We start from the raw sequence: 25,117 nt of genomic DNA on the forward strand, positions 1-25,117 counted from the left end.
GCGCCCTAGCCGACGACGATCGTGCCGCCCATGCTGGTGTGCACGTTGCACCGGTACGGGTAGGTGCCGGGCTGGCTGAACGTGTGGGTGTAATAGCCGCCGGTCATGGTGCCGCTGTCGAAGTAGTCGTGCGTGGTGCCCCGCTGGGTGGCGGTGACACTGTGCGCGCTGCTGGCGTCGCTGAAATCCCACGTCACGGTGTCGCCCACGTGGATCCGGAGAGTCGACGGCCGGTAGGCCATCTGGGTGACCTGAACGGTGTACTCGGTCCCGGTTTGCGCCGAGGCCTCGAGCACGGTGACCGGTGTGGCGAAGGAGATCAGGGCGGCTGCCGCGGCACACGACATGGCGACCCGAATCGTGTTCATGTTATGAGGGTAGTCCCGGATCCAATCGGGCGAAACCGGCAATTCGACCGAGTGGTCTAGTCGGTGACGACGACGGTTCCGGTCATGTTCGGGTGCAGTGTGCACTCGTAGGCGTAGGTGCCCGGCGTGTCGAACTGCTTGGTGTAGGTGCCGCTGGCCAGGATCGGGCTCTTGAGTTCCGTGGCGGCGGCGCCGGTGCCGGTGACGTTGTGCGGGATCGCGTTGTCGTCGAACTGCCAGGTGACCGACTGTCCGACCCTGATGGTGACCGTGGCCGGGGTGAACGCCATCCCCGCGACCCGCACCACCGTGGTGTCGGCGGGCAACGTCGCCTCCGCGGACGGCGTCGGCACCGTCGACGGAGTGTCGGTGGAGTCGCCGCAGCCGGCCAGCGTCCCGAGGAGCAGCAGTGCGGTGGCGGTCGAGGTCGCGAGTGCACGCATGGACCGAGCGTAGACCTCTCGATACGGTCGTCTCGTCGTATCGATCGATCGGGAGGAATGTCCGGTGCGCCGGTTCCACACGACCTCGCAAGTCCGTGCCGCCGAGGCGCCACTGCTGGCGGCACTGCCGGAGGGCACGTTGATGCGCCGGGCCGCACACGGCCTGGCCGGCGTGGCCGCAGCCGAATTGCGCTCGCGCACAGGTGGTGTCGCGGGAAGGTCGGTGACGTTGCTGGTCGGGTCCGGGGACAACGGCGGCGACGCGCTGTGGGCGGGCGCAATGCTCCGACGGCGCGGGGTGGCCGTGCGGGCGGTCCTCCTCGATCCCGCCCGCGCGCACGGTCCGGGACTCGCCGCGCTGCGTGCGGCCGGGGGCCGGGTGGACGAGGAGGTGGGGGATCCCGACCTGGTCCTCGATGGCATCGTCGGGATCTCGGGCCGAGGGCCGCTGCGACCGGCGGCGGCCGCGCTGGTGGCAGGCATCTCCGCGCCGATCGTCGCGGTCGACCTGCCGAGCGGCGTGGACCCCGACACGGGTGCCACCGCGGGGCCCGCCGTGACCGCCGCGGTGACCGTGGCCTTCGGTGCGCTGAAACCGGTGCACGTGCTCGCCGGCGCGCGGTGCGGGCGGGTCGAACTCGTCGACATCGGGCTGGACCTGCCGCCCGCGGCGATCGCCGCGCTCACCCCGGACGAGGTGGGGGTGCGGTGGCCGCTGCCCGGTGCGGTGGACGACAAGTACAGCCAGGGCGTCGTGGGTGTGGTCGCTGGGAGCGACCGCTATCCGGGCGCCGCGGTGCTGTGCTGCGGCGGCGCGGTCGCCGCCACGTCCGGCATGGTCCGGTACGTGGGAACTGCCGCCCCGCAGGTTCTTTCGCGCTGGCCGGAGGTCGTGGCCGCCGAGACGTTCGCGGACGCCGGCCGGGTGCAGGCATGGGTGGTCGGGCCGGGGATCGGTACCGGGGACGCCGCCCGCGAACTTCTGCGCGCCGCGCTGGCGTCGGATCTGCCGGTCCTCGTTGACGCCGACGGGCTGACCGTGCTCGCCGCCGAGCCGGCGCTGGTCGCCGGGCGCACCGCACCCACCCTGCTGACGCCGCACGCCGGTGAGTTCGCCCGACTGGCCGGCATCGATCCGGCCGACGACCGGGTCGGCCACGTCCGGGCCCTGGCGGCCCGGTGGGGGGTGACCGTACTGCTGAAGGGACGCTCGACGGTGATCGCCGACCCCGAGGGCCAGGTCCTGGTCAACGAGGCGGGCGGTTCCGCGGCCGCGACCGCCGGTTCCGGGGACGTCCTCTCTGGGGTGATCGGGGCGCTGATGTCGACGGGGCTGGATGCCTCGACCGCCGCCGCGATGGGCGCGCGGGCCCACTCCCTGGCCGCGGCCCTGGCTGCGGGCGAAGGATCGGAGGTGCTCGCACCGATCTCGGCCGGGGCCCTGTCGGAGCAGGTCAGGTCCGCGATCCGCATCCTTCGCGCGCAGCGTGTGGTCAATCCGTGACCTCGACAGTGAGCGAGGTCATTGGGCATAACGGCAGGTGGTGGCAGGATTGACGCATCATGACCATCACCGCGCACAGTGACCGTACGGAGTCCGTCCCACCGAAGGAATCCGGTTTGTCCGAAACGTCACCGCAAGCGGAGGCGCTGATCGACCTCGACGCGATCGCCCACAACGTTCGGCTGCTGCGCGAGCACGCCGGTGACGCCGCGTTGATGGCGGTGGTCAAGGCCGACGCCTACAACCACGGAGCCGTCCCGGTGGCGCGGACCGCGCTCGCTGCCGGTGCCTCCGAACTCGGCGTCACCACCGTCGGCGAGGCACTCACCCTGCGTGCGGCAGGAATCACGGCGCCCGTGCTGTCGTGGCTGCACACCGCCGACACCGATTTCCGTGCCGCCATCGCCGCCGACGTCGAACTCGCCGTCTCCTCGCCCCGGCACCTGGACGCGGTGGTCGCCGCCGCTCGCACGGTCGGAACCACGGCGGGCGTGACGCTGAAGGTCGACACCGGGTTGAACCGCAACGGTGTGTCCGCGACGGAACTCGACGAGCTGCTCGACGGACTGGCCCGCGCGCAGTCCGAGGGCGCCGTGCGGCTCGGGGGCGTGTTCTCCCACCTCGCGCACGCCGACCAGCCGCACCACCCCGTCATCGACGCGCAGGCGCAGGTGCTGCGCGACGCCGTGGACCGGGCCGCCCGGCTCGGGATGCGGGTCGATCGCGTGCACCTGTCCAACTCGGCGGCCGCGCTGACCCGACCGGATCTGCGGTTCGACATGGTTCGCCCCGGCATCGCGCTGTACGGGCTGTCCCCGGTGCCGGAACTCGGCGGGTTCGGACTGCGGCCCGCGATGGAGCTGCGCGCCCGGGTCGCACTGGTCAAGAAGGTCGCGGCCGGTGCCGGGGTGTCGTACGGGCACACCTGGATCGCCCCGCACGACACCACTGTGGCCCTGCTGCCCGTCGGGTACGCCGACGGTGTGCCGCGCGCGCTCGGTGGCCGGTTCGAGGTGCAGATCGGGTCGCGCCGCTACCCGCAGATCGGTCGGGTGTGCATGGACCAGGTCGTCGTCGATCTCGGGACCGACCCCGGCCCGGTCGCGGAGGGCGACACCGCGGTCCTGTTCGGTACCGGCGAGAGCGGCGAGCCCGTCGCACAGGACTGGGCCGACGCCCTCGACACCATCCACTACGAGGTGGTCACCGGGGTGCGCGGACGCGTCGTGCGCAGCTACACCGGTGACGAGCAGGTTTGGCGGTGATGCCGTTCGGACGCCGCGGTGCGATCGGCGGGGCCGGAGTCGCGACCGCGGTCGGGGCGCTGGCCGGCGTGCGGGCCGTGCACCACAGAACCGAGCCGAGCCGACGCAGGCGGGACCGGCACGCGGACGAGGACTTCGGCCTGCTCGAGAGCGACCGTGGCAGCATGGTCGTCGCCGACGACGGCGTGACCCTGGCGACCCGCGAGGTCGGGCCTGCCGACGCGCCGCTGACGGTGGTGTTCGTGCACGGCTACTGCCTGCGGATGGATTCGTGGCACTTCCAGCGACGGCAGCTGCGCCGACGCTGGGGGAATGCGGTACGGATGGTGTTCTACGACCAGCGCGGGCACGGACGCTCCGGCACCCCGAGCCCCGAGTCCTGTTCGGTCGGGCAGTTGGGCCGTGACCTGCACGCCGTCCTCCGGACCGTCGCGCCGAACGGTCCGGTTGTCCTGGTCGGGCATTCGATGGGCGGGATGACGATCCTGTCGCTGGCACGCCAGGTTCCGGAACTGTTCGGCACCCACGTGATCGGCGTGGGACTGCTCTCGACCGCCGCCGCCGGACTGAACCAGACCGGGTTGAGCCGCAACCTGCAGAACCCGGTGATCGACGCGTTCCGGCTCGCGGTGCGCACCGCACCGGGTGTCGTCCAGCTGGGCCGCGGCGCGGCCCGCGCGATCATCTCGCCGATCCTGCGGGCGGCCTCCTTCGGCACCGAGGTGAGCCCGTCGCTGCAGCGATTCTCCGAGAGCATGCTCAACGAGACGTCCGTGACGACAATCGTCAACTTCCTCAAATCGCTGGAACTGCACGACGAATCGGCCGCGTTGCCGGTACTCGGGGACCTGCCCGCGCTGGTCCTGTGCGGAGATGCGGACATGGTCATTCCGTTCGTGCAGTCGCAGGCGCTGGCCGACGCACTGCCGAACTCCGAACTGGTGCGGGTGGTTTCGGCCGGGCACCTGGTGCAGCTGGAGTTCCCGATCCGGGTCACCGACTCGATCGACCGCTTGGTGACGCGGGCCGTCGCCGACCAGGACCTCGAATGGAAGGAAAGCGTCGGTGGCTGAATCCGGGCACACCCTCATCCACCTCCCGACGGTGGAGGACACCGAGGCGTTCGGCCGGCGGCTGGCGGTCGAACTCGGCGCCGGCGACCTGGTGGTGCTCGACGGGCCGCTCGGGGCCGGGAAGACGGCGCTGGCGCGGGGAATCGCCGCTGGGCTCGGGGTGCAGGGCCGGGTCAGTTCCCCGACGTTCATCATCGCCCGTGAGCACCGGCCCGGCGTGCGCCCCGGTGGTGGAGACCCGGTCGCGATGGTGCACGTCGACGCCTACCGGCTCGGCCTGGGGGCGCAGCGCTCCGCCACCTTCGACGAACTCGACGCCCTCGACCTGGACACCGATCTGGCGGGTGCGGTCGTCGTGGTCGAGTGGGGCGAGGGGATCGTCGAGCATCTCGCGGACCGGCACCTGCTGGTGCGGCTGCGCCGCGAACCGGAGTCCGATGTCCGCACGGCGCAGTGGGGTTGGGTCTCGTGAACACCGCCGCCGTCATTACCGCACTGACGTGCGAGTACCCTCGATAGCCGTGCTCGTTCTCGCTGTCGATACCGCCACCCCGGCCGTGACCGCGGGGGTGGTCCGCCTCGACGGCGCTTCCCCGCGCACCCTGGCCCACCGCATCACCGTCAATGCCCGCGCCCACGCGGAGGTGCTGACCCCGCACATCCTCGAGTGCCTGACCGAGTCCGGTCACGTCCCGGCCGACCTCGACGCCGTCGTCGTCGGTGTCGGGCCCGGCCCGTTCACCGGCCTGCGAGTCGGCATGGCGACCGCCGCCGCCTTCGGCGATGCGCTGGGCATCCCGGTGCACGGGGTGTGCAGCCTCGATGCCGTCGCGGCCGATGCGACCGCCGCGGACCGGCGAGATCTCCTGGTGGTCACCGACGCCCGGCGTCGTGAGGTGTACTGGGCGCGCTACTCCGGGGGCCGGCGAGTCGAAGGCCCCGCGGTGAACAAGCCCGCCGACGTCGAGCCGCAGCCGTCGGTGGTGGTGGCGGGGTCGGCCGTGCACGCGGACCTGTTCGACCTGCCGGTGGTGGACGTGCAGACGCCCTCGCCCGCCGGACTGGTCGCCGTGGCGGCACCCGCGATTCTCACCGGTGTGAACCCGGAACCGCTTGTGCCGCTGTATCTTCGGCGCCCCGATGCGGTCGAGATGGCGGATCGCAAGAAATGAGCTACGCGCTCACCGAGATGCGACCTGCCGACGCGGAGCGCTGCGCCGAACTCGAAACCCTGCTCTTCGCCGGGGACGGTCCGTGGAGTGCTGCCGCGTTCCGGTCCGAGCTCGCGCACCCGCACAACCACTACTTCGTGGTGCGGGACGAGGCCGGCGCAGTCGTCGGCTACGCGGGAATCGCGTTGCTGGGCACCGTGACCGACGCGGAGTTCGAGGTCCACACGATCGGTGTGGATCCGGCGCACCGCCGCCGCGGGCTCGGCTCACTGCTCCTGGATGAACTCCTGCGTCTCGCCGACGGGTACGGCGGTCCGGTCTTCCTCGAGGTGCGCACCGACAACGACGCGGCGATCACCCTCTACCGGCGGGAAGGGTTCGAGATCGTGGGAACCCGCCGAAACTACTATCAGCCCAGCGGGGCCGACGCATACACGATGCGCCGGCCGGGGCGGTCGACACAGTCGGAGGAGCCGCAGTCGTGATCGTGATGGGTATCGAGAGCTCCTGTGACGAAACAGGAGTCGGCATCGTCCGCTGGCGCGAGGACGGCACCTGCGAGCTGCTCGCCGACGAGGTCGCGTCGAGTGTGGATCAGCACGCCCGCTACGGCGGCGTGGTCCCGGAAGTCGCCTCGCGGGCGCACCTCGAGGCGATCGTCCCGACGATGCGACGCGCACTGGCGCAGGCCGGGATCGCCAAGCCCGACGCGCTGGCCGTCACCATCGGCCCCGGGCTGGCCGGGGCCCTGCTCGTCGGCGCCGCCGCGGCGAAGGCGTACGCGGCCGCGTGGGACGTGCCGTTCTATGCGCTCAACCATCTGGGTGGGCACGTCGCCGTCGACACCCTCGAGCACGGGCCGATGCCGCCGTGCGTGGCGCTGCTGGTCTCCGGTGGTCACACCCACCTGCTGCACGTGCGTGACCTCGCCCGGCCGATCGAGGAACTGGGCACCACCGTTGACGACGCGGCAGGGGAGGCGTTCGACAAGGTCGCCCGTCTGCTCGGTCTCGGCTTCCCGGGCGGGCCCGCCCTCGATGCCGCCGCGCAGGACGGAGATCCCAAGGCGATCGCGTTCCCCCGCGGCATGACAGGTCCGCGCGACGCCCGGCACGACTTCTCGTTCTCCGGACTCAAGACGGCGGTGGCCCGCTACGTCGAGTCCAAGGAACGGGCCGGCGAGCCGGTCCCGATCCCGGACGTGGCGGCGTCGTTCCAGGAGGCCGTCGCCGACGTGCTGACCATGAAAGCGGTGCGAGCGGCCACGGACGTCGGGGTCGACACCCTCGTTCTCGGCGGCGGCGCGACCGCCAACTCGCGGATCCGATCCCTGGCGCAGGAACGGTGCGCCGCGGCCGGTTTGACGCTTCGTATCCCGAAACCACGGCTGTGCACGGACAATGGCGTGATGATCGCCGCATTGGGTGCCCACGTCATCGCCGGGGGAGCGACCCCCTCGCCGCTGACCGTCGCCACCGACCCGGGCCTGTCCGTCACCGTCAGCCAGTCGTCGGACCGGGGCGATGTCCACTGACGGGGACCGAGAGGTCCCTGCCGGGGGCCGCGACGTCCCGGTGCGGGACGGGTTCGCATCCCTGCCCAGGGCGACGCGGCGCACGCTGATCCGGCGCGCGGTCCTGCGGCCGGTGATCAGCGCGGTGCTGTTGGTCGTCGTGTACTTCCTGGTGCCACTGAACGACCTGTCGACCATGTCGGCGCTGGGCGGCCTGCTGCTGTGCCTCCTAGTGGTTCTCGCGGTGTTCGTCTGGCAGATCCGGCGAATCGTCACCGCTCGGTATCCGGGTGTGCAGTCGATCGAGGCGCTCGCGATCTCGGTGCCGACCTACCTGCTGGCCTACGCGACGATCTATCACCTGATGTCGCAGGGGGTCGTCGACAGCTTCAACGAATCGCTGTCGCGGATCGACGCCCTGTACTTCACCCTCGTCTGCTTCTCCACCGTCGGCTTCGGCGACATCGTCGCCGAGACCGAGACCGCGCGGGCGGTGGTGTCGGTGCAGATCGTGGGCAACCTGGTGCTGCTCGCGATCGGAGTGCGGGTGATCACCGCCGCGGTGCGGGCCGGCCGGCGGCGCCGCGGCGACGGAGACGACCGGAGCGGACCAGTGGCCGGCTAGATCTCGGCCGGTCGCGTGGACAGGGTGAGCAGGACCCGGGCGTCGGGCTCGCGAACGAGGTCGTCGATCGTGATGGTGTCCAGTGCGTCGTAGAACGCGTCCTGCGCCCGGCGCAGGGCGTTGCGCAGCTTGCAACCGTGCCGCAGCGGGCACGGGGTGGTGCCGTCGCAGGTGACGACCTCGTCGTCACCCTCGAGTTGCCGGGTCAGCCAGCCGACGGAGGTTCCGCGGGCGCGTTCGGTGATGGAGAGCCCGCCGCCCCGACCGCGGCGGGCTTCGACCATGCCGAGTTCCTTGAGCCGCAACACAACCTTGGTGGTGTGGGTGTAGGGAATCGACATCTCGTCCGCCACCTGACTCGTGGTCAGTCCACCGCCGCCGGGGGCGACGGCCAGGCGCATCATCACGCGCAGCCCGAGATCCGTGAACTTGGTCAGCTGCACGTCAGGGACGCTACGTCACTTGCATTTCACGTGCAACATACGGTGGAAGCATACTGGCCATCCGGTATTCGTCACGCGCGAGGTGAGGGCAGGAGCAGCTCCGTGTTGTGGTCGCCCGCGCTGCCGAGCGCGGCGGCATCCGCGTGGATGTCGTTGAACGAGAGCTCCCGGTACAGCGACGCCAGGCCGGCGGGGGAGAAGTCGCCGTGGCGAGCCTCGTACGGGCTGTCGGCCTCGATCAGCGTGGTCAGCAGCGATATCGTGCCGTCCGCGTTGTCGGCCACCTCGATGATCCGCGCGTGCTGCGGGAAGTCGATGTGCGAGGCGGTGTTGATCTCCCAGAATCCCTGCACCGGTGTCGCACCCGGCCGCGCGGTGATGCGGTTCTCGTGCGTGTGGCCGTTGACCCAGGCGAGCACGTTCGGGAATCGGTGCAGCAGATCCACCAGTTCGGCGCCGCTGTGCCTGCGCTCACCCGGGTTCTCCGGATCGGGCAGCAGACTTCCCATCGAATCGCTGGTGTGGTGGCTGAACACCAGGAACCAGGTGTCGTCGCGGGACTGTGTGACCGGACGGCCGTCGGCGTCGTGGTAGCGGCTGCTGCCGTCCTGCAGGGTTCGTTCGATCCACCGGAACTGGGCTTCGCCCAGCGAGCCGTCGGTGAAGCCCGCCCGGTTGGTCGAGTCCAGGCTGATGCCGACCACGCCGGGGGCGATCTCGAACGAGTAGTAGCCGATACCGGTCTCGCCGGCGTCCGGGGCGAAGCCGTGTCCGACCGGGCCGGGTCCGGTGTTCGCCGGGTCGAGGTGGGCGGCGATGTACTCCCGCGGGGTGAACGGGGCGCGGGACGGATCCGGGGTGACGTGCCGTGGCGGGGTCGTGATCGCGGCCAGTGCTGCCGGTACCCCGGCGGGGTCGAACTTCGTGGCGATGTCGATGGCGCGGGCCTGCTCCGGTGAATCGGGGACCTCGAACTTGAGGGAGCCGGTGTACATCGCGTCGAGGGGGCCGATGCCGCTCGGCAGGGTGCCCTGCACCGAGTCGTCGTGGTTGCCGAACACGCTGTACCAGGGCGTCTTCAGGCCCGGACTGGTGACCGGGGCGAGTGCCGCGCCGAGCAGTCCGGGGATCTGCGGGAAGCCGGCCTGCTTGTACATGTCGCGGAGGGGGGACTCCGGGTTCCAGTACAGCTCCGCACCCGAATTCTGCACGCCCTCGTAGCGGTCCTTCGCGCCGGTGTTGGGAACGAAGGTGCCGCCGTTGAGAGCGGTGAGGAACCAGCCGAGCTCGGCGTGTTCCTTGTTGTCGGTGTTGTCGCCGGTGCTCACCACCGCGTCGAAGCCGCGGCGGGTGTGCGGACCCTTGCCCAGCGCGTTGACCCGCGAGACCAGCGAGACCAGGCCCTGGGTCGTCAGCGTCTCCTGCGGCCGGAACGCCGACCCGTTGAACGGGTGCACGTATTCGAACCGCAGCGGGGACTGGGCATCGACGATGTGGACATCGGTCAGCTGCACCAGCGAGGCCAGCGCGGTGCGGCGGTCCTCCCGGCCGGACCTCGGCTCGGCGAGCTCGCCGCGGACGATCATCGGCCAACCCGGGCCCGCGGTCAGCGAGCGGTAGCCGGTCGTGCCGAGGGGAGTGGCGACCGTCTCGAGGGTGGTGCCGGGCAGGGTGTCGGCGGCGGCGTACCAGGTGCCCCAGGGGGCTCGTCCGAACGCTCCCACCCCCAGCGCGCCCGCTGCGCCCAGTCCGGCCAATCCGAGAAATCCACGTCTGTTCAGGTTTGCCACGGTGCCGACTGTAGGACACCGGTCGTTCACCTCCTCCGATTTCGCCCGCGGCGAATCGGGTGACGCGAGCAGTCCGATGTCTTGAGCGCTGGCACTCGCATGTATAGAGTGCTAGGTGGCATCGACCTGGTTCCGGCACCCGCGACGACGGGACCAGGTGGGGCGCCGTATTCGTGCAGTACAACCGACTTGCCCGGGGAGCAGCCCTGGGCGCCGAAAACCCCGAAAGTGGAGGGCTCATCGTGGCGAGCGTGAACATCAAGCCGCTCGAGGACAAGATCCTCGTCCAGGCCAACGAGGCCGAAACGACCACGGCTTCTGGCCTGGTCATCCCCGACACGGCGAAGGAAAAGCCCCAGGAGGGCACCGTTGTCGCCGTCGGCCCCGGCCGCTGGGACGAAGACGGCGAGAAGCGCATCCCGCTCGACGTCCAGGAGGGCGACACCGTCATCTACAGCAAGTACGGCGGAACCGAGATCAAGTACGCCGGCCAGGAGTACCTGATCCTGTCGGCACGCGACGTGCTGGCTGTCATCTCCAAGTAAGCCACGTGCCTCCGCCCCGGCGTCCCGTCCACGGACCCGGGGCGGACCGCGTTACGGAACAGTTTCCACCGGTACGGCTCGCCGACCTTCCCAGGAGTAACAGCACTTATGTCCAAGCAGATCGAATTCAACGAGACCGCGCGGCGCGCGCTCGAGCGCGGCGTCGACCAGCTCGCGGACGCGGTCAAGGTGACCCTCGGCCCCCGCGGTCGGCACGTCGTGCTGGCCAAGGCGTTCGGCGGTCCGACCGTCACCAACGACGGTGTGTCCATCGCCCGCGAGATCGAGCTCGAGGATCCCTTCGAGAACCTCGGCGCGCAGCTGGTCAAGTCCGTCGCGACGAAGACCAACGACGTCGCCGGTGACGGCACCACCACCGCCACCGTGCTCGCGCAGGCCCTCGTCAAGGCCGGCCTCAAGAACGTCGCCGCCGGTGCGAACCCGATCTCCCTCGGCGCCGGCATCGCCAAGGCCGCCGACGCCGTTTCCGAGGCTCTGCTCGCCGCGGCCACCCCGGTCGAGGGCAAGGAGGCCATCGCGCAGGTCGCCACCGTCTCCTCCCGCGACGAGGAGATCGGCGGACTGGTCGGCGAAGCCATGACCCGCGTCGGCACCGACGGTGTCGTCACGGTCGAGGAGTCCTCCACCCTGCAGACCGAGCTCGTGGTCACCGAGGGAGTCCAGTTCGACAAGGGCTTCCTGTCGCCGTACTTCATCACCGACATCGACGCGCAGCAGGCCGTGCTCGAGGACGCGCTGGTGCTGCTCTACCGCGACAAGATCAGCTCCCTGCCGGACTTCCTGCCGCTGCTCGAGAAGATTGCCGAGTCCGGCAAGCCGGTCCTGATCATCGCCGAGGACATCGAGGGCGAGGCCCTCTCCACCCTCGTGGTGAACTCGATCCGCAAGACCATCAAGGCCGTCGCCGTCAAGGCGCCGTACTTCGGTGACCGCCGCAAGGCGTTCCTCGACGACCTCGCGGTCGTCACCGCGGGCACCGTCGTCAACACCGATGTCGGCCTGTCGCTGAAGGAGGCGGGCCTCGACCTGCTCGGCTCGGCGCGCCGTGTCGTCGTCACCAAGGACGAGACCACCATCGTCGAGGGCGCAGGCACCCAGGCCGAGATCGACACCCGGGTCGGGCAGCTCCGCCGCGAGATCGAGAACACCGACTCCGACTGGGACCGCGAGAAGCTCGAGGAGCGCCTCGCGAAGCTCGCCGGCGGCGTCGCGGTCATCAAGGTCGGCGCGGCCACCGAGACCGACCTCAAGGAGCGCAAGTTCCGCGTCGAGGACGCCGTCAACGCCGCCAAGGCCGCGGTCGAGGAGGGCATCGTCCCCGGCGGTGGTTCCGCGATCGTGCAGGCCGGTCAGGTCCTCGTGGACCTCGCGGCGTCGCTCTCCGGCGACGAGGCCACCGGTGTCGAGGTCGTCCGCACCGCGATCGAGGCACCGCTGTTCTGGATCGCCACCAACGCCGGCCTCGACGGGGCCGTCGTGGTCAGCAAGGTGGCGGAGGCGCCCAAGGGCCACGGCTTCAACGCCGCGACCCTGACCTACGGTGACCTGCTCGCCGACGGTGTCGTCGATCCGGTCAAGGTGACCCGGTCCGCGGTCGTCAACGCGGCGTCCGTCGCGCGGATGGTGCTCACCACCGAGTCGGCCGTTGTCGAGAAGCCGGCCGAGGTCGAGGACGCCGGCCACGGCCACGGGCACAGCCACTAGGTCTCACCTGACGCGAAGAGTCCCGGACGGGAGTGCCCGTCCGGGGCTCTTTCGTGTGTCGGTGGCGCCGGATCAGGAGGCGATCCGCTGCCGGTAGCGCCGGGTGTGTGCCTCGCGCTCGGCCTCGGACATCCCGCCCCAGATGCCGTAGGGCTCGCACACACTCAGTGCGTGGTTCCGGCACTGGGCGAGCACCGGGCACTGTCGGCACATCTCCTTCGCCCGCATTTCGCGCTGTGCTCGGGCGCGACCACGCTCGCCGTCGGGGTGGAAGAACATCGCGGAGTCGACGCCGCGGCAGAGTCCGTGCATCTGCCAGTCCCAGATGTCGGCATTCGGGCCGGGGAGGTGATTTGGTTGTGGCATTCCATCTCCTGACGTCGGCGGCTCGGGCACACAGCGCTCGTTTCGCGTTTCCTGCACCGCGGTGAAGGTCGTTCACTCGCGCACACGATCAATTTCAACGGTAACGTTATAGTCGGCCCGGAAATCGAGTCAACAGTTTCAATACGTGGTGATTTACATACCCCTTGCGGCGAGAATTAACGATCCGTTCATCGACATCGACACAATTTCGTGATTGTTTGTCCGGGTGTCGAGCGAATGTCCTGGTCAGTGTCCATCGACGTCATCGGGACGGGCTGTATGCGCTATTTGCGCCGGTCGCGGCGGGTCTGGGCGGGATCGTGCAGGTGATGGCGTTCCGGTGGATCGCCCGTGCAGGGGACCGGTGCGAGAGCGGTCGTTATCGGCAAAGCCTGCAGGCGAAAGAGTTCAATACTTTTGCAAGTCGAAATCTTAATGTGATCGAAACTCTCGACAAACTCGTCGGTAACGTTTCGTGACGGGCCCGGTCCGGACCCCAACCGCGGGCTGCGGCTCACCGGCCCGTCGGGCGCGCCCTACGCTTGCGCCCGTGCCAGCGACGACAGCCGAGTCCCTCACCGACCACGCGTTCGGTCCGGCGCCGGGCCACCCTGCGCTTCCCGAGGCGCGCTCGGCGCACGACCGCTGGTTGCGGGCCGTGGCACTGGGCGGGCAGGGACGCTACGCGGGTGCCCGCGCCGAACTCGCGGCGCTGCGGCGCGAACGTCCGGGTGCCGTGCTCGCGTCCCTGGCCGCGAGCACCGAGGCGTCCCTGCTGCGTCAGCTCGGGTGGCATCGGATCGCGTCCGGATCCGACGGCCGGGCTCTCGTCCTGGCGGGCGACGATCGCTCCGCGGCGGCCATCGAGGCCCGCTGTGATGCGCTGACGGGCCTGGCCGCCGATGCGCTCGGCTGCGGCCGGTTGGCGCTCGGGTTCCGGTTGCTCGATCGGTGCGAAGAGCTGATCGACGGTGCCGGGCTCCCGGGCGGGGAGTCGCGGCTGTGGCGGCAGCGGATCCGGCTGCACTGGGTGACGGCCGAGATGTCCCTCGCGGCGGGGGATTCCGCGCGTGGTCGCCGGCACGCCGGAACGGCGGTGGAACTGGCCGCCGACTCGCCGTCGGTGCGGCACCAGGTCAAGTCCGAACTCCTGCTCGCCGCCGCGATCAGCGCCGGGGCCGACCCGGCCGCGGCAGCGGACCCCGCGCGCCGGGTGCTGGCGCGCTGCGAGGAACACGGGCTGGTCCCGCTGCAGTGGGCGGCCTCGATGCTGCTCGGGGGAGTGGCCCCAGGCCCGGAGGCCGACGAGATCCGGCGGCGCTGCGAATCACGAATCGTCAGCGCAGGCGGGCGATTCAGGGAATCGTGAGGGTCGGTCGCTATCCTTCAAACGTCCCACCGATCGGTGGGGCCGTCCGGTCACACGGGCGCCACTGTAACGCCAGGACAAAGACTGTCGATGAGTAGTACGAGCGAGGAGTTGGACTCAGCAGTCGCTGCCGCAGCGCAGGGCGATCGAGTTGCCTTGGCTCGGGTTCTGGAAGTTGTCCGACCCATGGTCGTGCGGTACTGCCGATCACGGGTCGGAGCCGCGGAACGGGGGCACCTGTCCGCGGACGACGTGGCGCAGGAGGTGTGCCTGGCTGTGATGACCGCTCTGCCGCGGTATCGGGATCAGGGTCGCCCGTTCATGGCGTTCGTGTACGGGATCGCCGCACACAAGGTGGCGGACGCGCACCGAAACGCCGGCCGCAACCGCGCAGAGTCGATGGCCGAGGTGCCGGACGTCGTCTCCTCGGACGAGGGTCCGGAGAAGCTCGCCCTGGACTCCGAAACAAGCAGGCAGGTCAATGCGCTGCTCGGCACGCTGTCCGAGAAGCACCGAGAGATCGTCATCCTCCGACTGGTAGTGGGTCTGTCCGCGGAGGAGACGGCAGCGGCCGTCGGAAGTACGGCCGGAGCAGTACGGGTCGCCCAGCACCGGGCGCTCGCGAAGTTGAAGACCGAAGTAGCGAAAGCAGGTGAGATGTATGGCTAGGGGGAGCAAGCGCGGTCACGACAAGTGGTCGCGGCGTCATGATGCGTCCGATGCCGATCTCACCCTGCCCCAGGGCGATCCGTTGGCCGATGAGGTGCGCGGCGACGAGCCCTTCGACCTGGCCGCCGTGCAGCGCGACGACGCCCTGCTCGACGCGCTCGCCGGTGGCGGCGAGGTCGCGACCAGCACCGAGGAGGAGTACCGCCTCGCGTCGCTCCTCGCCGGCTGGCGGGCCGAGATCGTCGGCCCCGATCTGCCTGCAGGCCCGACTCTCGACGAGGCCGCCGCCGCGGTCGACCGCGAACTGGGTCGTCGGCGGTCCCCACAGCGCGGCGGACTGCGCCTGCTGCGCCCGGTCGCGGGCGCAGCGGCTGCAATCGCCGTCGTGATGGCCGGTGCGACCGTGTTCTCCTACAACGCTCAGCCCGGCGACCCGCTGTGGCGGGTCAAGGAAGTCGTGTTCACCGAGCGGGCCAACTCGACGGTCGCGAGCATCGACACCGCGAACACCCTCGAAGAGGCGGAACGGATGATCAAGTCCGGCGACGCCCAGGGTGCGATGACGGTGCTGCAGTCCGCGAGCAAGCGGGTCGGTGACGTCAACGACTCCGCGAAGCGCGACGAGCTCAACGCCTGGCACGACCGCCTGATGACCGACGTGACCAATGCCACGACCCCGGCTCCGACCACGACGACAACCGGTGGCCAGAGCGGCCAGATCCCGACGACCGTGCTGCCGGCGCCGCCTCCGACGACGCTGCCGGGCAGCGAGACGACGAGTCAGCCGTCGGTTCCGCCGGAGATCCTGATCGCGCCGATCGTGCCGCCGACGCAGGTGCCGGTGACCACTCCGCCGCCGGTGGAGGTGACGACGCCGAATCCACCTGTCACGACCGTCCCGTCGCCGACACCGGAGATTCCGACCCCGGTCGAGACCGGCTCGGCGACGACCACACGGCTCTTCCCGACGTCGAAGCCGCTGACCGAGACGCGTCAGCTCCTGGTCCCGGACACCTCGCCCAGCGGCGGGTAGTGGCCGCGCCGGCGCAAGCCCCGGACGGCGCCGAGCCCGAACAATCACTGTGCTCGAACAAACACCGTGCTGGAAAAACGAAACGGTCCGACAAGTGCAACTTGTCGGACCGTTGTCGTTGGTCGGGTCAGGCGTCGAAGCTGTCGCCGTGCAGAGCCTCGTTCATGGACGCGTCCGCGTAGCCGCGGCAGTAGTCCCAGGTCACGTACGCCTCGGGAACCGGGTCGTAAGCCGGCTCGTGAGGGCGGACCGTGCCGTCGACGAGCAGCTGGAGCAGGTTCGCGCGCAGCATGTCCCAGTCGTGGTAGTGGTCCTGCTGGCAGTCGTCACAGCAGACGACGAGACCGCGGATCCCGCGGTGCGCGAGCAGCGCCTCGTAGACGGCGAGATCGGCGAGGTCCTCTTCCACGGCGAGCCGCTCGTGGGGGTCGAGGGGCTGTCCCGGCTCGATCGCATCCAATGCGGCGGAGGGGTCGGAGGGGTCACCGGCGAACGGATCCGGCGGCAGACCGGGGGGCAGTTGATCACGCACAGGTCCACGGTACGCAGCGCGAGGCCGTCTGCGCCACCCGTCACAGTCACCAGGTTCGCTCGCCCATACGCGCAGCCGATACCATGGTGAGCGGTCTGAGGGAATACATCGCCGGGGATCGAGCATTGTTTCAGTCCTAGCAATTGCGACGCATCGGTACTCGCCAGGGCGCGCGTAGTGGGTTTTCCACCCGGCGCGACTGCGCCCGAACGGTCCAGCGCAACCGACGTTCGAAGGAAAGGTTCGAAAGCCGCATGACAAATTCCGGAGGGCACGTGCGCACCGGCGGAGATCGCCCCGACAAGGTGGCGATGCTCGGGCTCACCTTCGACGACGTGCTGCTGCTGCCGGCGGCATCGGACGTCATCCCGAGCCAGGTGGACACCTCCAGCCAGTTGACCCGCGAGATCCGGCTGAACGTGCCGCTGGTCAGTTCGGCGATGGACACCGTGACCGAGGCGCGGATGGCGATCGCCATGGCCCGCGCCGGCGGTATGGGCGTGTTGCACCGCAACCTGTCGACCGAGGCGCAGGCGGCACAGGTGGAGACGGTGAAGCGTTCCGAGGCAGGCATGGTCACCGACCCGGTCACCTGCAAGCCCACCGACACCCTCGCCGACGTCGACGCCATGTGCGCACGCTTCCGGATCTCCGGCCTGCCGGTCACCGACGAGCAGGGCCAGCTGGTCGGCATCATCACCAACCGGGACATGCGGTTCGAGGTGGACCAGAACCGGCCCGTGTCCGAGGTGATGACCAAGGCGCCGCTGATCACCGCGCAGGAGGGCGTCACCGCGGAGGCCGCGCTCGGCCTGCTGCGCCGCCACAAGATCGAGAAGCTCCCGATCGTCGACGGTCAGGGCAAGCTCACCGGCCTCATCACGGTCAAGGACTTCGTCAAGACTGAGCAGCACCCCAACGCCACCAAGGACCGCGACGGCCGGTTGCTGGTCGGTGCGGCCGTCGGTGTCGGTGACGACGCGTGGGCCCGTGCGATGGCACTGACCGATGCCGGGGTCGACGTGCTGGTCGTCGACAGCGCACACGGCCACTCCAACGGTGTTCTCGGCATGATCGCCAAGATCAAGGCCGAGGTCGGCGATCGGGTACAGATCATCGGCGGCAACGTCGCCACCCGGGGCGGCGCGCAGGCTCTCGTCGAGGCCGGCGTAGACGCCGTCAAGGTCGGTGTCGGACCCGGCTCGATCTGCACCACCCGTGTCATCGCCGGCGTCGGCGCCCCGCAGATCACCGCGATCCTCGAGGCCGTCGCGGCCTGCAAGCCTCTCGGCGTGCCGGTCATCGCGGACGGTGGTCTGCAGTTCTCCGGGGACATCGCCAAGGCCCTCGCGGCAGGCGCCTCCACGGCGATGCTCGGCTCCCTGCTCGCCGGTACCGCCGAGTCGCCCGGAGAGATGGTTCTCGTCGGCGGCAAGCAGTTCAAGAGCTACCGAGGCATGGGTTCCCTCGGCGCGATGCAGAGTCGCGGACAGGGCAAGTCCTACTCGAAGGACCGCTACTTCCAGGACGACGTGCTGTCCGAGGACAAGCTGGTGCCGGAGGGCATCGAGGGCCGCGTTCCGTTCCGCGGGCCGCTCGGCTCGGTCATCCACCAGCTCACCGGTGGCCTGCGGGCCGCGATGGGCTACACCGGCTCGGCGTCCATCGAACACCTGCAGGAAGCGCAGTTCGTGCAGATCACCGCGGCCGGGCTCAAGGAGAGCCACCCGCACGACATCACGATGACGGTCGAGGCCCCGAACTATGCAGCCCGGTAGGACTGCCGCCCGCTAGCCACACACCCAACTACACATCGAAGAAAGGGGCGCGCGTGCGCGACCTCGTTGAGATCGGTATGGGCCGAACCGCCCGTCGCACCTACGAGTTGGACGACATCGACATCGTCCCCTCCCGCCGGACCCGGTCGTCGAAGGAGGTGTCGACGACCTGGCAGCTCGACGCCTACCGGTTCGACATCCCGGTGCTCGCGCATCCGACGGACGCGTTGGTCTCGCCGTCGTTCGCGATCGAGCTCGGCAAGCGTGGCGGACTCGGCGTGATCAACGGTGAGGGTCTGTGGGGCCGGCACGCCGATGTCGACGCCAAGATCGCCGAGCTGGTGCACCTGGCCGAGTCGGACGCCGACCCGGATGCGCCGATCAAGAAGCTGCAGGAGCTGCACGCGGCGCCGATTCAGTCGAACCTGCTGGCCGCCGCGGTCGCGCAGGTGCGGGAGTCCGGCGTGACCACGGCGGTTCGGGTGAGCCCGCAGAACGCCCGCGCGCTGACCCCGGAGCTGATCAAGGCGGGCATCGACCTGCTGGTCATCCACGGCACGATCATCTCCGCCGAGCACGTCGCCAACGGGGCCGAGCCGCTGAACCTGAAGACGTTCATCTCGGAGCTGGACGTCCCGGTCGTCGCTGGCGGCGTGAGCGATCACCGCACCGCGCTGCACCTGATGCGCACCGGTGCCGCGGGCGTCATCGTCGGCTACGGCTCCACCGAGGGTGCCACCACCACCGGTGAGGTCCTCGGCATCGGGGTGCCGATGGCCACCGCGATCGCCGACGCGGCGGCGGCTCGCCGCGACTACCTCGACGAGACCGGCGGACGCTACGTGCACGTCATCGCCGACGGCGACATCGCCACCTCCGGCGATCTGGCGAAGGCGATCGCCTGCGGCGCCGACGCCGCGGTGCTCGGTGCGCCGCTGGCGGCGTCCGAGGAGGCGCCGGGCGGTGGCTGGTACTGGCCGTCCGCGGCCGCGCATCCGTCGATGCCGCGCGGTGCGCTGCTGCCCGTGGCCTTCGGTGACCGGCCGAGCCTCGACCAGGTGCTGACCGGCCCGTCCGACGACCCGTACGGTTCGCTGAACCTGGTCGGTGGCCTGCGTCGCTCGATGGCGAAGTCCGGCTACTCCGACCTCAAGGAGTTCCAGAAGGTGGGCCTCACCGTCCGCGCCTGACTCCATCACGACAACGCCCGATCCGGTTCTCCGGGTCGGGCGTTGTCGTGTCCGGGCCGGTCCGCCGCGGGTTTGTGCTACCTGCCGTTACGCTTAGGTCACCCTTGTGTGATCGGTCACAGATCTCGGGTGCATACTGGCGAGTAACCAACCCAGATCCACGGTGGAGGTCTCTTGATGGGAAAGCGTGCGACGGATTTCGACGTCCTGATCGTCGGCTCCGGCTTCGGCGGCAGCGTCACGGCGCTGCGACTGGTCGAGAAGGGGTACAAGGTCGGAATCCTGGAGGCCGGCCGACGGTATGCGGATTCCGATTTCGCCAAGACCAGCTGGGACCTCAGGCGCTTCCTGTGGGCACCGGCCCTCGGCTGCTACGGCATCCAGCGGGTGCACCTGCTGCGCGACGTGATGATCCTGGCCGGGGCCGGTGTCGGCGGTGGCTCGCTCAACTACGCCAACACCCTGTACAAGCCGCCGTCGTCGTTCTTCCAGGATCCGCAGTGGCGGGGCATCACCGACTGGGACGCCGAACTGACCCCGCACTACGAGCAGGCCCGCAAGATGCTCGGCGTCGTGCAGAACCCGCACATGACACCCGCCGACGAGGTGATCAAGTCCGTCGCCGGCGACATGGGCGTCGGGGACACCTTCATCCAGACCCCGGTCGGGGTGTTCTTCGGCGAGCCCGGCAAGACCGTCGCCGACCCGTTCTTCGGCGGTGCCGGGCCGGACCGGACCGGCTGCATCGAGTGCGGCGAGTGCATGACCGGCTGCCGGCACGGAGCCAAGAACACCCTCGTCAAGAACTACCTCGGGCTCGCGGAGAAGGCCGGCGCGACGGTGATCCCGATGACCACGGTCACCGGACTGTTCGAGGCGTCGGACGGTACCTGGGACGTGCAGACCCGCCGCACCGGCGCGAAGGTGCGCAAGGGGCACCGGACCTACACCGCAGCCAATGTCGTCCTCGCCGCCGGCACCTGGGGCACCCAGCATCTGCTGCACGAGATGAAGGACCGCGGCGCGCTGCCGAAGCTCTCGCCCACCCTCGGTGAGCTGACCCGAACGAATTCCGAGGCGCTGCTCGGTGCCGCGAAACTGAAGGTCGACCCGAACATGGATCTGACCAAGGGCGTCGCGATCACCTCGTCGTTCCATCCCGCGCCCGACACCCACATCGAGCCGGTCCGCTACGGCAAGGGCTCCAACGCGATGGGTCTACTGCAGACCCTGATGACCGACGGCGGCGGCAGCACGCCGCGATTCGTCAAACTGCTCAAGACGATTGCCGCCAACCCGGGGCAGATGCTGAGGATGCTCAGCGTCAAGAACTGGAGCGAGCGGACCATCATCGCGCTCGTCATGCAGAATCTCGACAACTCGATCACCACCTACACCAAGCCGGGCCTGTTCGGTCGCCGCAAGGTCACCAGCAAGCAGGGGCACGGCGAGCCGAACCCCACCTGGATTCCCGTGGGCAACGACGCGACCCGGCGGATCGCGGAGAAGATCGGCGGCGTGGCGGGTGGCACCTGGGGTGAGGTGTTCAACATCCCGCTGACCGCGCATTTCCTCGGCGGCTGCGCGATCGGCGAGGACGCCGCGCACGGCGTCATCGACCCCTACCATCGCGTGTACGGCTATCCGACGCTCAGTGTCGTGGACGGGGCTGCGGTGTCGGCGAACCTCGGCGTGAACCCGTCGTTGACGATCAGCGCCCAGGCCGAGCGGGCGGCGTCGCTGTGGCCGAACAAGGGGGAGCAGGACACGCGGCCCGCACAGGGGGCGGCGTACCGGCGGCTCGCGCCGGTGGCGCCGAACGCTCCGGTGGTGCCTGCGGGTGCGCCCGCGGCGCTGGTGCTGCCGATCGTGGAGATCCGCTCCGGAAAGCCCGCGCCGTCGAACAGCAGTGGCGTGGCCTGACGCTGCTGCGTGGAGTGGCCCCCGGCCGGTGAGGTCGGGGGCCTGCAGTTTCTGGCCACCTACTTCGGGTGTGCGAAGGCCGGACTCGTCGCGATGCCGGTGAACATCGTTCTCGCGCCGGAGGACATCGTGTGGATCCTGCGGGACTCCGGCGCCACCACGATCGTCGCCGACGCCGACTTCGTGCCGCTGATCGAGAAGATCCTCCCCACACTCGACACCGTGACGACCGTCGTGGTCTCCGGGGAGGGCGCGCCCGATGAGATCGCCGGGCGGCCGATCCTGCCGTGGACCGAGATCGCTTCCCGGACCGTGGACGGACCGCTCGAGGTCCTCGTCGACGACCGCGACACCGCACAGTGCCTCTACACCTCGGGCACGACCTCGCGGCCAAAGGGGGTCCTGACCAGCCACACCTCGCTGATGATCGGCGGACTGACCAATGCGTTGATGCAGGGTGCCGGGTGGGGCGGTGAGCCCGCGGTGCTGCTCAACGTGCTGCCGCTCTTCCACACCACGGGGCTGAACACACTGGTCATGCCGACGCTGTTCATCGGTGGCACCGTGGTGCTGCCGGGACCGTTCGATCCGGGTGCGGTTCTCGACGCGATCGAGACGCACCGGGTGACCACGGTGATGATGCTGCCGATCATGTACGCGGCCGCACTTGCCGCGCAGGGGCAGCAGGCCCGCGACCTGTCGTCGGTGCGCCTGGCCATCTACGCGATGGCCCCGATGCCCGCGACCCTGCTCGACCAGGTCGATGCGGCCTTCCCGAATGCGGCAGTGATCCTGGGGTCGGGTCAGACCGAGGTCGTGCCCGCGACCGTGCTGCAGTGGCCCGAGCACCGCGACACCAAGCCCGACTCGTGGGGGCCGGCGACGCCGACCGTCCAGGTCGGGATCATGGCCGACGGTGAGTTGACGGCCGTCGGGGAGAGCGGCGAGATCGTCTACCGCGGCCCCCATGTGTGCAGCGGCTACTGGAACAACGCCGACGCGAACACGGCGGCGTTCGCGCACGGCTGGTTCCACAGCGGTGACGTCGGGAATCTCGACGCCGAGCAGGTCGTCTGGTTCACCGATCGCCTCAAGGACATCATCAAGTCCGGTGGCGAGAACGTCTCGTCGGTGGAGGTCGAGCGGATCGTCGCCGCGGCACCCGGCGTTGTCGAGTGCTCCGTGGTCGGACTGCCGCACGAGCGGTGGGGTGAGGCGGTGACCGCGGTCGTCGTCGCGGCCGACCCGTCGGTCCCGGACCAGGAGGTCGAGGCGGCGGTCATCGCACATGCGAAGGCGCACCTGGCCGGATTCAAGGTGCCCAAGCGGGTCCTGGTGGTCGACGCGCTGCCCAAGACGGCGACCGGCAAGGCCCGCAAGCACGAACTGCGGGCCGCACTGCAGGCGTGAGGTCGGGGTGGGCGAGGCCACACACTAGACTGGGGGGCGTGGCAGACACCCAGCATTCCGGCCCCAGCCAGCAGAATCCGGTCCTCGTCGTCGATTTCGGTGCGCAGTACGCGCAGCTGATCGCCCGTCGGGTCCGTGAGGCCAGCGTCTACTCGGAGGTCGTGCCGCACACGGCGACCGTCGAGGAGATCGTGGCCCGCAAGCCGGCGGCGGTGATTCTGTCGGGTGGTCCCGCCAGTGTCTACGCCGAGGGCGCGCCGCAGCTCGACCCGCGGCTGTTCGATCACGACATCCCGGTGTTCGGCATCTGCTACGGCTTCCAGGCGATGGCGGGTGCACTCGGTGGCACCGTCACCCACACCGGGACGCGGGAGTACGGCCGCACCCAGCTCAGTGTCGACGGTGGCGTCCTGCACGAGGGCCTGCCGGCCACTCAGCCGGTGTGGATGAGCCACGGCGATGCCGTCACCGACGCCCCGGAGGGCTTCGAGGTGACGGCCACCAGCGCCGGTGCCCCGGTTGCCGCGTTCGAGGACCGGGCGCGGCGCCTGGCCGGCGTCCAGTACCACCCCGAGGTGCTGCACTCGCCGCACGGCCAGCAGGTGCTCACCCGCTTCCTGCGGGAGATTGCCGGCATCGCTCCGACGTGGACCGCGGCCAACATCGCAGACGTCCTGATCGAGCAGGTCCGCGAGCAGGTCGGTGACGGCAAGGCGATCTGCGGCCTGTCCGGCGGCGTGGACTCCGCGGTCGCGGCTGCTCTGGTGCAGCGCGCGATCGGTGACCGCCTCACCTGCGTTTTCGTCGACCACGGTCTGCTGCGGGCGGGCGAGCGCGAGCAGGTTCAGCAGGATTTCGTCGCGTCGACCGGGGCGAAGCTGATCACCGTCGATGCGGTCGACACCTTCCTGGGCGAACTGGACGGCGTCTCCGATCCGGAGGCCAAGCGCAAGATCATCGGCCGCGAGTTCATCCGCAGCTTCGAGGGCGCGGTCACCGAGGTGCTCGGCGAGTCCGCGGCCCACGGTGAGGCCGTCGAGTTCCTCGTCCAGGGCACCCTGTACCCGGACGTCGTCGAGTCCGGCGGCGGGACCGGCACCGCGAACATCAAGAGCCACCACAACGTCGGCGGACTGCCCGAGGACCTGCAGTTCTCCCTCGTGGAGCCGCTGCGGCTGCTGTTCAAGGACGAGGTCCGCGCGGTCGGGCGGGCGCTGGGCCTGCCCGAGGAAATCGTTGCGCGCCAGCCGTTCCCGGGGCCGGGTCTGGCGATTCGCATCGTCGGCGAGGTGACCCGTGAGCGGCTGACCCTGCTGCGGCAGGCGGACGCGATCGCTCGCGAGGAGCTCACCGCTGCCGGTCTCGACGGCCAGATCTGGCAGTGCCCGGTGGTGCTGCTCGCCGACGTCCGCAGCGTTGGTGTCCAGGGCGACGGCCGCACTTACGGTCACCCGATCGTGCTGCGTCCGGTCTCCAGCGAGGATGCGATGACCGCGGACTGGACCCGACTGCCGTACGACGTGCTCGAGCGGATCTCCACCCGCATCACGAACGAGGTGCCGGACGTCAACCGCGTCGTGCTCGACGTCACGAGCAAGCCGCCGGGAACCATCGAGTGGGAGTGACCTGACAGGTGAGGGCCCCGTGTTCGATCTTCGAACGCGGGGCTCTTCGCTTTTTCGGGAGTTGTGACGCGTCCGCAGGGGACGGTGACGGTCGGCATCTCCTCGTGCCCGGGATTTCTGGCAGCGCACTGTGTGCAGAGCAAGTTTTCTCCCAGCGGTCCCCAAGGTTCGCGGTGTCCAATGGGCGCCGGGCGGAGGAGGTCTCGGGGCGAAAGGAGAAACGATGGTTCACTCGGCGCGACAGGTCGACTACGGTGCGCTCGACCGCGGTGCCGGGAGGGTGCGCAGTCGGGCCGCCGAGGGTGACCTGGGTGCGCTGAGGGAGTTGGACGCCGCCACCCGCTCGTTCGCCACGCGGCTGTGCCGGGCGGAACTCGGTGCCGGCCTGGGCATGCGGGTAGCGGATCGGATTGCGGCCGAATCGGTTCCCGTCGCGATCGCGGCGATGCTGGCCGATCCCGGCGCCTCGCCACTGCGGGTTGCCTACACCGAGACGGTGCTCGGGATCGAGTCGGCGCGGCCGACGGCCGGGCTCGCTGTCCTCCCCGATCGGCTTCAGGGCCTTACCCGGCACGAACGGGACGTGCTGGTGCTGAGGATTCCGGTCGGCCTCACCGTGGAGCAGACCGCCGAGGCGTTGGCCTGCACTGTCCACCGGATCCGGCTCGACCAGCACGCGGCGCTCGGCGCCCTGCGTCGCCTCGTTCCGAGCGATTCATCGATTCACAGCTGATTGTCAGGGTCGTCGGTCCTTCG

Annotated in this window: 25 protein-coding genes; 19 read left to right on the plus strand and 6 right to left on the minus strand. The window is 69.8% G+C overall.

Going from position 1 to position 25,117, the window contains the following annotated elements; genetic code table 11:
• Positions 1–5 precede the first annotated feature (5 nt).
• Positions 6–368: a cupredoxin domain-containing protein gene (locus ACWDU4_RS08375; RefSeq protein WP_450113416.1), complete on the minus strand. Its 363-nt coding sequence runs from the start codon at positions 366–368 to the stop codon at positions 6–8.
• Between the two features lie 56 nt (positions 369–424).
• Positions 425–811, minus strand: a complete 387-nt coding sequence (locus tag ACWDU4_RS08380) for a cupredoxin domain-containing protein (RefSeq protein ID WP_450113417.1) — start codon at positions 809–811, stop codon at positions 425–427.
• Positions 812–875: 64 nt separating this feature from the next.
• Between ACWDU4_RS08380 and ACWDU4_RS08385 the strand changes: the two genes are divergently transcribed.
• The 8 genes from ACWDU4_RS08385 to ACWDU4_RS08420 are packed head-to-tail and all read left to right on the plus strand — an operon-like array spanning position 876 to position 7,963.
• Positions 876–2,315 carry an NAD(P)H-hydrate dehydratase gene (locus tag ACWDU4_RS08385; protein ID WP_450113418.1) on the plus strand — a complete coding sequence of 480 codons (1,440 nt, stop codon included), beginning with the start codon at positions 876–878 and terminating at the stop codon, positions 2,313–2,315.
• Positions 2,316–2,374: 59 nt separating this feature from the next.
• Complete coding sequence (alr, locus tag ACWDU4_RS08390) at positions 2,375–3,580, plus strand: alanine racemase (RefSeq protein ID WP_450113419.1); 1,206 nt, start codon at positions 2,375–2,377, stop codon at positions 3,578–3,580.
• Positions 3,580–4,653, plus strand: coding sequence for an alpha/beta fold hydrolase (locus ACWDU4_RS08395; RefSeq protein WP_450113420.1), 1,074 nt, complete (start codon positions 3,580–3,582; stop codon positions 4,651–4,653). The genes alr and ACWDU4_RS08395 overlap by 1 nt, the downstream gene beginning before the upstream one ends.
• A complete protein-coding gene (tsaE, locus tag ACWDU4_RS08400) occupies positions 4,646–5,125 on the plus strand; it encodes a tRNA (adenosine(37)-N6)-threonylcarbamoyltransferase complex ATPase subunit type 1 TsaE (protein WP_450113421.1) in 480 nt (159 codons plus the stop codon). The genes ACWDU4_RS08395 and tsaE overlap by 8 nt, the downstream gene beginning before the upstream one ends.
• A gap of 49 nt (positions 5,126–5,174) precedes the next feature.
• Complete coding sequence (tsaB, locus tag ACWDU4_RS08405) at positions 5,175–5,825, plus strand: tRNA (adenosine(37)-N6)-threonylcarbamoyltransferase complex dimerization subunit type 1 TsaB (protein ID WP_450113422.1); 651 nt, start codon at positions 5,175–5,177, stop codon at positions 5,823–5,825.
• Positions 5,822–6,310 carry a ribosomal protein S18-alanine N-acetyltransferase gene (gene rimI, locus ACWDU4_RS08410; RefSeq protein WP_450113423.1) on the plus strand — a complete coding sequence of 163 codons (489 nt, stop codon included), beginning with the start codon at positions 5,822–5,824 and terminating at the stop codon, positions 6,308–6,310. Before tsaB ends, rimI begins: the two co-directional genes overlap by 4 nt.
• Positions 6,307–7,359, plus strand: coding sequence for a tRNA (adenosine(37)-N6)-threonylcarbamoyltransferase complex transferase subunit TsaD (gene tsaD / locus ACWDU4_RS08415; RefSeq protein WP_450113424.1), 1,053 nt, complete (start codon positions 6,307–6,309; stop codon positions 7,357–7,359). Before rimI ends, tsaD begins: the two co-directional genes overlap by 4 nt.
• On the plus strand, positions 7,349–7,963 hold the full coding sequence (locus ACWDU4_RS08420; protein ID WP_450113425.1) for a potassium channel family protein: 615 nt from the start codon (positions 7,349–7,351) through the stop codon (positions 7,961–7,963). The genes tsaD and ACWDU4_RS08420 overlap by 11 nt, the downstream gene beginning before the upstream one ends.
• Here ACWDU4_RS08420 and ACWDU4_RS08425 read toward each other — a convergent pair.
• Together ACWDU4_RS08425 and ACWDU4_RS08430 are read right to left on the minus strand one after the other, a co-directional pair.
• Positions 7,960–8,406 (minus strand): RrF2 family transcriptional regulator, encoded by a 447-nt coding sequence (locus ACWDU4_RS08425; protein WP_450113426.1) that lies wholly within the window; start codon positions 8,404–8,406, stop codon positions 7,960–7,962. The genes ACWDU4_RS08420 and ACWDU4_RS08425 overlap by 4 nt on opposite strands.
• A gap of 71 nt (positions 8,407–8,477) precedes the next feature.
• Positions 8,478–10,196, minus strand: coding sequence for a TIGR03767 family metallophosphoesterase (locus ACWDU4_RS08430; RefSeq protein ID WP_450113427.1), 1,719 nt, complete (start codon positions 10,194–10,196; stop codon positions 8,478–8,480).
• 242 nt (positions 10,197–10,438) lie between these two features.
• Between ACWDU4_RS08430 and groES the strand changes: the two genes are divergently transcribed.
• Both groES and groL read left to right on the plus strand, forming a co-directional pair.
• Positions 10,439–10,741 carry a co-chaperone GroES gene (groES, locus tag ACWDU4_RS08435; RefSeq protein WP_007535256.1) on the plus strand — a complete coding sequence of 101 codons (303 nt, stop codon included), beginning with the start codon at positions 10,439–10,441 and terminating at the stop codon, positions 10,739–10,741.
• Positions 10,742–10,849: 108 nt separating this feature from the next.
• Positions 10,850–12,466, plus strand: a complete 1,617-nt coding sequence (gene groL / locus ACWDU4_RS08440) for a chaperonin GroEL (RefSeq protein ID WP_450113428.1) — start codon at positions 10,850–10,852, stop codon at positions 12,464–12,466.
• A gap of 72 nt (positions 12,467–12,538) precedes the next feature.
• On the opposite strand, the gene ACWDU4_RS08445 is transcribed toward groL, so the two are convergent.
• The gene (locus tag ACWDU4_RS08445; protein WP_450113429.1) at positions 12,539–12,832 is read right to left on the minus strand and encodes a WhiB family transcriptional regulator; all 294 of its coding nucleotides are present in this window, start codon (positions 12,830–12,832) and stop codon (positions 12,539–12,541) included.
• Positions 12,833–13,382: 550 nt separating this feature from the next.
• On the opposite strand from ACWDU4_RS08445, the gene ACWDU4_RS08450 reads away from it, so the two are divergent.
• The 3 genes from ACWDU4_RS08450 (at position 13,383) to ACWDU4_RS08460 (ending at position 15,903) form a co-directional block, all read left to right on the plus strand.
• Positions 13,383–14,201, plus strand: coding sequence for a hypothetical protein (locus ACWDU4_RS08450; RefSeq protein WP_450113430.1), 819 nt, complete (start codon positions 13,383–13,385; stop codon positions 14,199–14,201).
• Positions 14,202–14,291: 90 nt separating this feature from the next.
• On the plus strand, positions 14,292–14,870 hold the full coding sequence (locus ACWDU4_RS08455) for a sigma-70 family RNA polymerase sigma factor (RefSeq protein WP_450113431.1): 579 nt from the start codon (positions 14,292–14,294) through the stop codon (positions 14,868–14,870).
• Complete coding sequence (locus ACWDU4_RS08460; protein ID WP_450113432.1) at positions 14,863–15,903, plus strand: anti-sigma-D factor RsdA; 1,041 nt, start codon at positions 14,863–14,865, stop codon at positions 15,901–15,903. The genes ACWDU4_RS08455 and ACWDU4_RS08460 overlap by 8 nt, the downstream gene beginning before the upstream one ends.
• A gap of 127 nt (positions 15,904–16,030) precedes the next feature.
• On the opposite strand, the gene ACWDU4_RS08465 is transcribed toward ACWDU4_RS08460, so the two are convergent.
• Positions 16,031–16,435 (minus strand): DUF5319 domain-containing protein, encoded by a 405-nt coding sequence (locus tag ACWDU4_RS08465; protein ID WP_450113433.1) that lies wholly within the window; start codon positions 16,433–16,435, stop codon positions 16,031–16,033.
• Positions 16,436–16,689: 254 nt separating this feature from the next.
• Between ACWDU4_RS08465 and guaB the strand changes: the two genes are divergently transcribed.
• The 6 genes from guaB (at position 16,690) to ACWDU4_RS08495 (ending at position 25,094) form a co-directional block, all read left to right on the plus strand.
• Positions 16,690–18,213 carry an IMP dehydrogenase gene (guaB, locus tag ACWDU4_RS08470; protein WP_450113434.1) on the plus strand — a complete coding sequence of 508 codons (1,524 nt, stop codon included), beginning with the start codon at positions 16,690–16,692 and terminating at the stop codon, positions 18,211–18,213.
• A gap of 53 nt (positions 18,214–18,266) precedes the next feature.
• Positions 18,267–19,403, plus strand: a complete 1,137-nt coding sequence (locus ACWDU4_RS08475; RefSeq protein WP_450113435.1) for a GuaB3 family IMP dehydrogenase-related protein — start codon at positions 18,267–18,269, stop codon at positions 19,401–19,403.
• A gap of 177 nt (positions 19,404–19,580) precedes the next feature.
• Positions 19,581–21,326 (plus strand): FAD-dependent oxidoreductase, encoded by a 1,746-nt coding sequence (locus ACWDU4_RS08480; protein ID WP_450113436.1) that lies wholly within the window; start codon positions 19,581–19,583, stop codon positions 21,324–21,326.
• A 9-nt stretch (positions 21,327–21,335) separates the two neighbouring features.
• A complete protein-coding gene (locus tag ACWDU4_RS08485; protein WP_450113437.1) occupies positions 21,336–22,736 on the plus strand; it encodes a class I adenylate-forming enzyme family protein in 1,401 nt (466 codons plus the stop codon).
• A 38-nt stretch (positions 22,737–22,774) separates the two neighbouring features.
• Positions 22,775–24,361 carry a glutamine-hydrolyzing GMP synthase gene (gene guaA / locus ACWDU4_RS08490; protein WP_450113438.1) on the plus strand — a complete coding sequence of 529 codons (1,587 nt, stop codon included), beginning with the start codon at positions 22,775–22,777 and terminating at the stop codon, positions 24,359–24,361.
• Positions 24,362–24,584: 223 nt separating this feature from the next.
• Positions 24,585–25,094, plus strand: coding sequence for a sigma factor-like helix-turn-helix DNA-binding protein (locus ACWDU4_RS08495; protein ID WP_450113439.1), 510 nt, complete (start codon positions 24,585–24,587; stop codon positions 25,092–25,094).
• Positions 25,095–25,117: the final 23 nt, after the last annotated feature.

It is taken from the genome of Rhodococcus sp. NPDC003348, assembly GCF_053589375.1.

Excerpts from the sequence above, each read along its gene's own strand:
- ACWDU4_RS08375 (WP_450113416.1), bottom strand. The coding sequence starts at position 368 with ATGAACACGATTCGGGTCGCCATGTCGTGTGCCGCGGCAGCCGCCCTG.
- ACWDU4_RS08380 (WP_450113417.1), bottom strand. The coding sequence starts at position 811 with ATGCGTGCACTCGCGACCTCGACCGCCACCGCACTGCTGCTCCTCGGG.
- alr (WP_450113419.1), top strand. The coding sequence starts at position 2,375 with ATGACCATCACCGCGCACAGTGACCGTACGGAGTCCGTCCCACCGAAG.
- ACWDU4_RS08395 (WP_450113420.1), top strand. The coding sequence starts at position 3,580 with ATGCCGTTCGGACGCCGCGGTGCGATCGGCGGGGCCGGAGTCGCGACC.
- rimI (WP_450113423.1), top strand. The coding sequence starts at position 5,822 with ATGAGCTACGCGCTCACCGAGATGCGACCTGCCGACGCGGAGCGCTGC.
- ACWDU4_RS08420 (WP_450113425.1), top strand. The coding sequence starts at position 7,349 with ATGTCCACTGACGGGGACCGAGAGGTCCCTGCCGGGGGCCGCGACGTC.
- groL (WP_450113428.1), top strand. The coding sequence starts at position 10,850 with ATGTCCAAGCAGATCGAATTCAACGAGACCGCGCGGCGCGCGCTCGAG.
- ACWDU4_RS08445 (WP_450113429.1), bottom strand. The coding sequence starts at position 12,832 with ATGCCACAACCAAATCACCTCCCCGGCCCGAATGCCGACATCTGGGAC.
- ACWDU4_RS08455 (WP_450113431.1), top strand. The coding sequence starts at position 14,292 with ATGAGTAGTACGAGCGAGGAGTTGGACTCAGCAGTCGCTGCCGCAGCG.
- ACWDU4_RS08460 (WP_450113432.1), top strand. The coding sequence starts at position 14,863 with ATGGCTAGGGGGAGCAAGCGCGGTCACGACAAGTGGTCGCGGCGTCAT.
- guaB (WP_450113434.1), top strand. The coding sequence starts at position 16,690 with ATGACAAATTCCGGAGGGCACGTGCGCACCGGCGGAGATCGCCCCGAC.
- ACWDU4_RS08480 (WP_450113436.1), top strand. The coding sequence starts at position 19,581 with ATGGGAAAGCGTGCGACGGATTTCGACGTCCTGATCGTCGGCTCCGGC.
- ACWDU4_RS08495 (WP_450113439.1), top strand. The coding sequence starts at position 24,585 with ATGGTTCACTCGGCGCGACAGGTCGACTACGGTGCGCTCGACCGCGGT.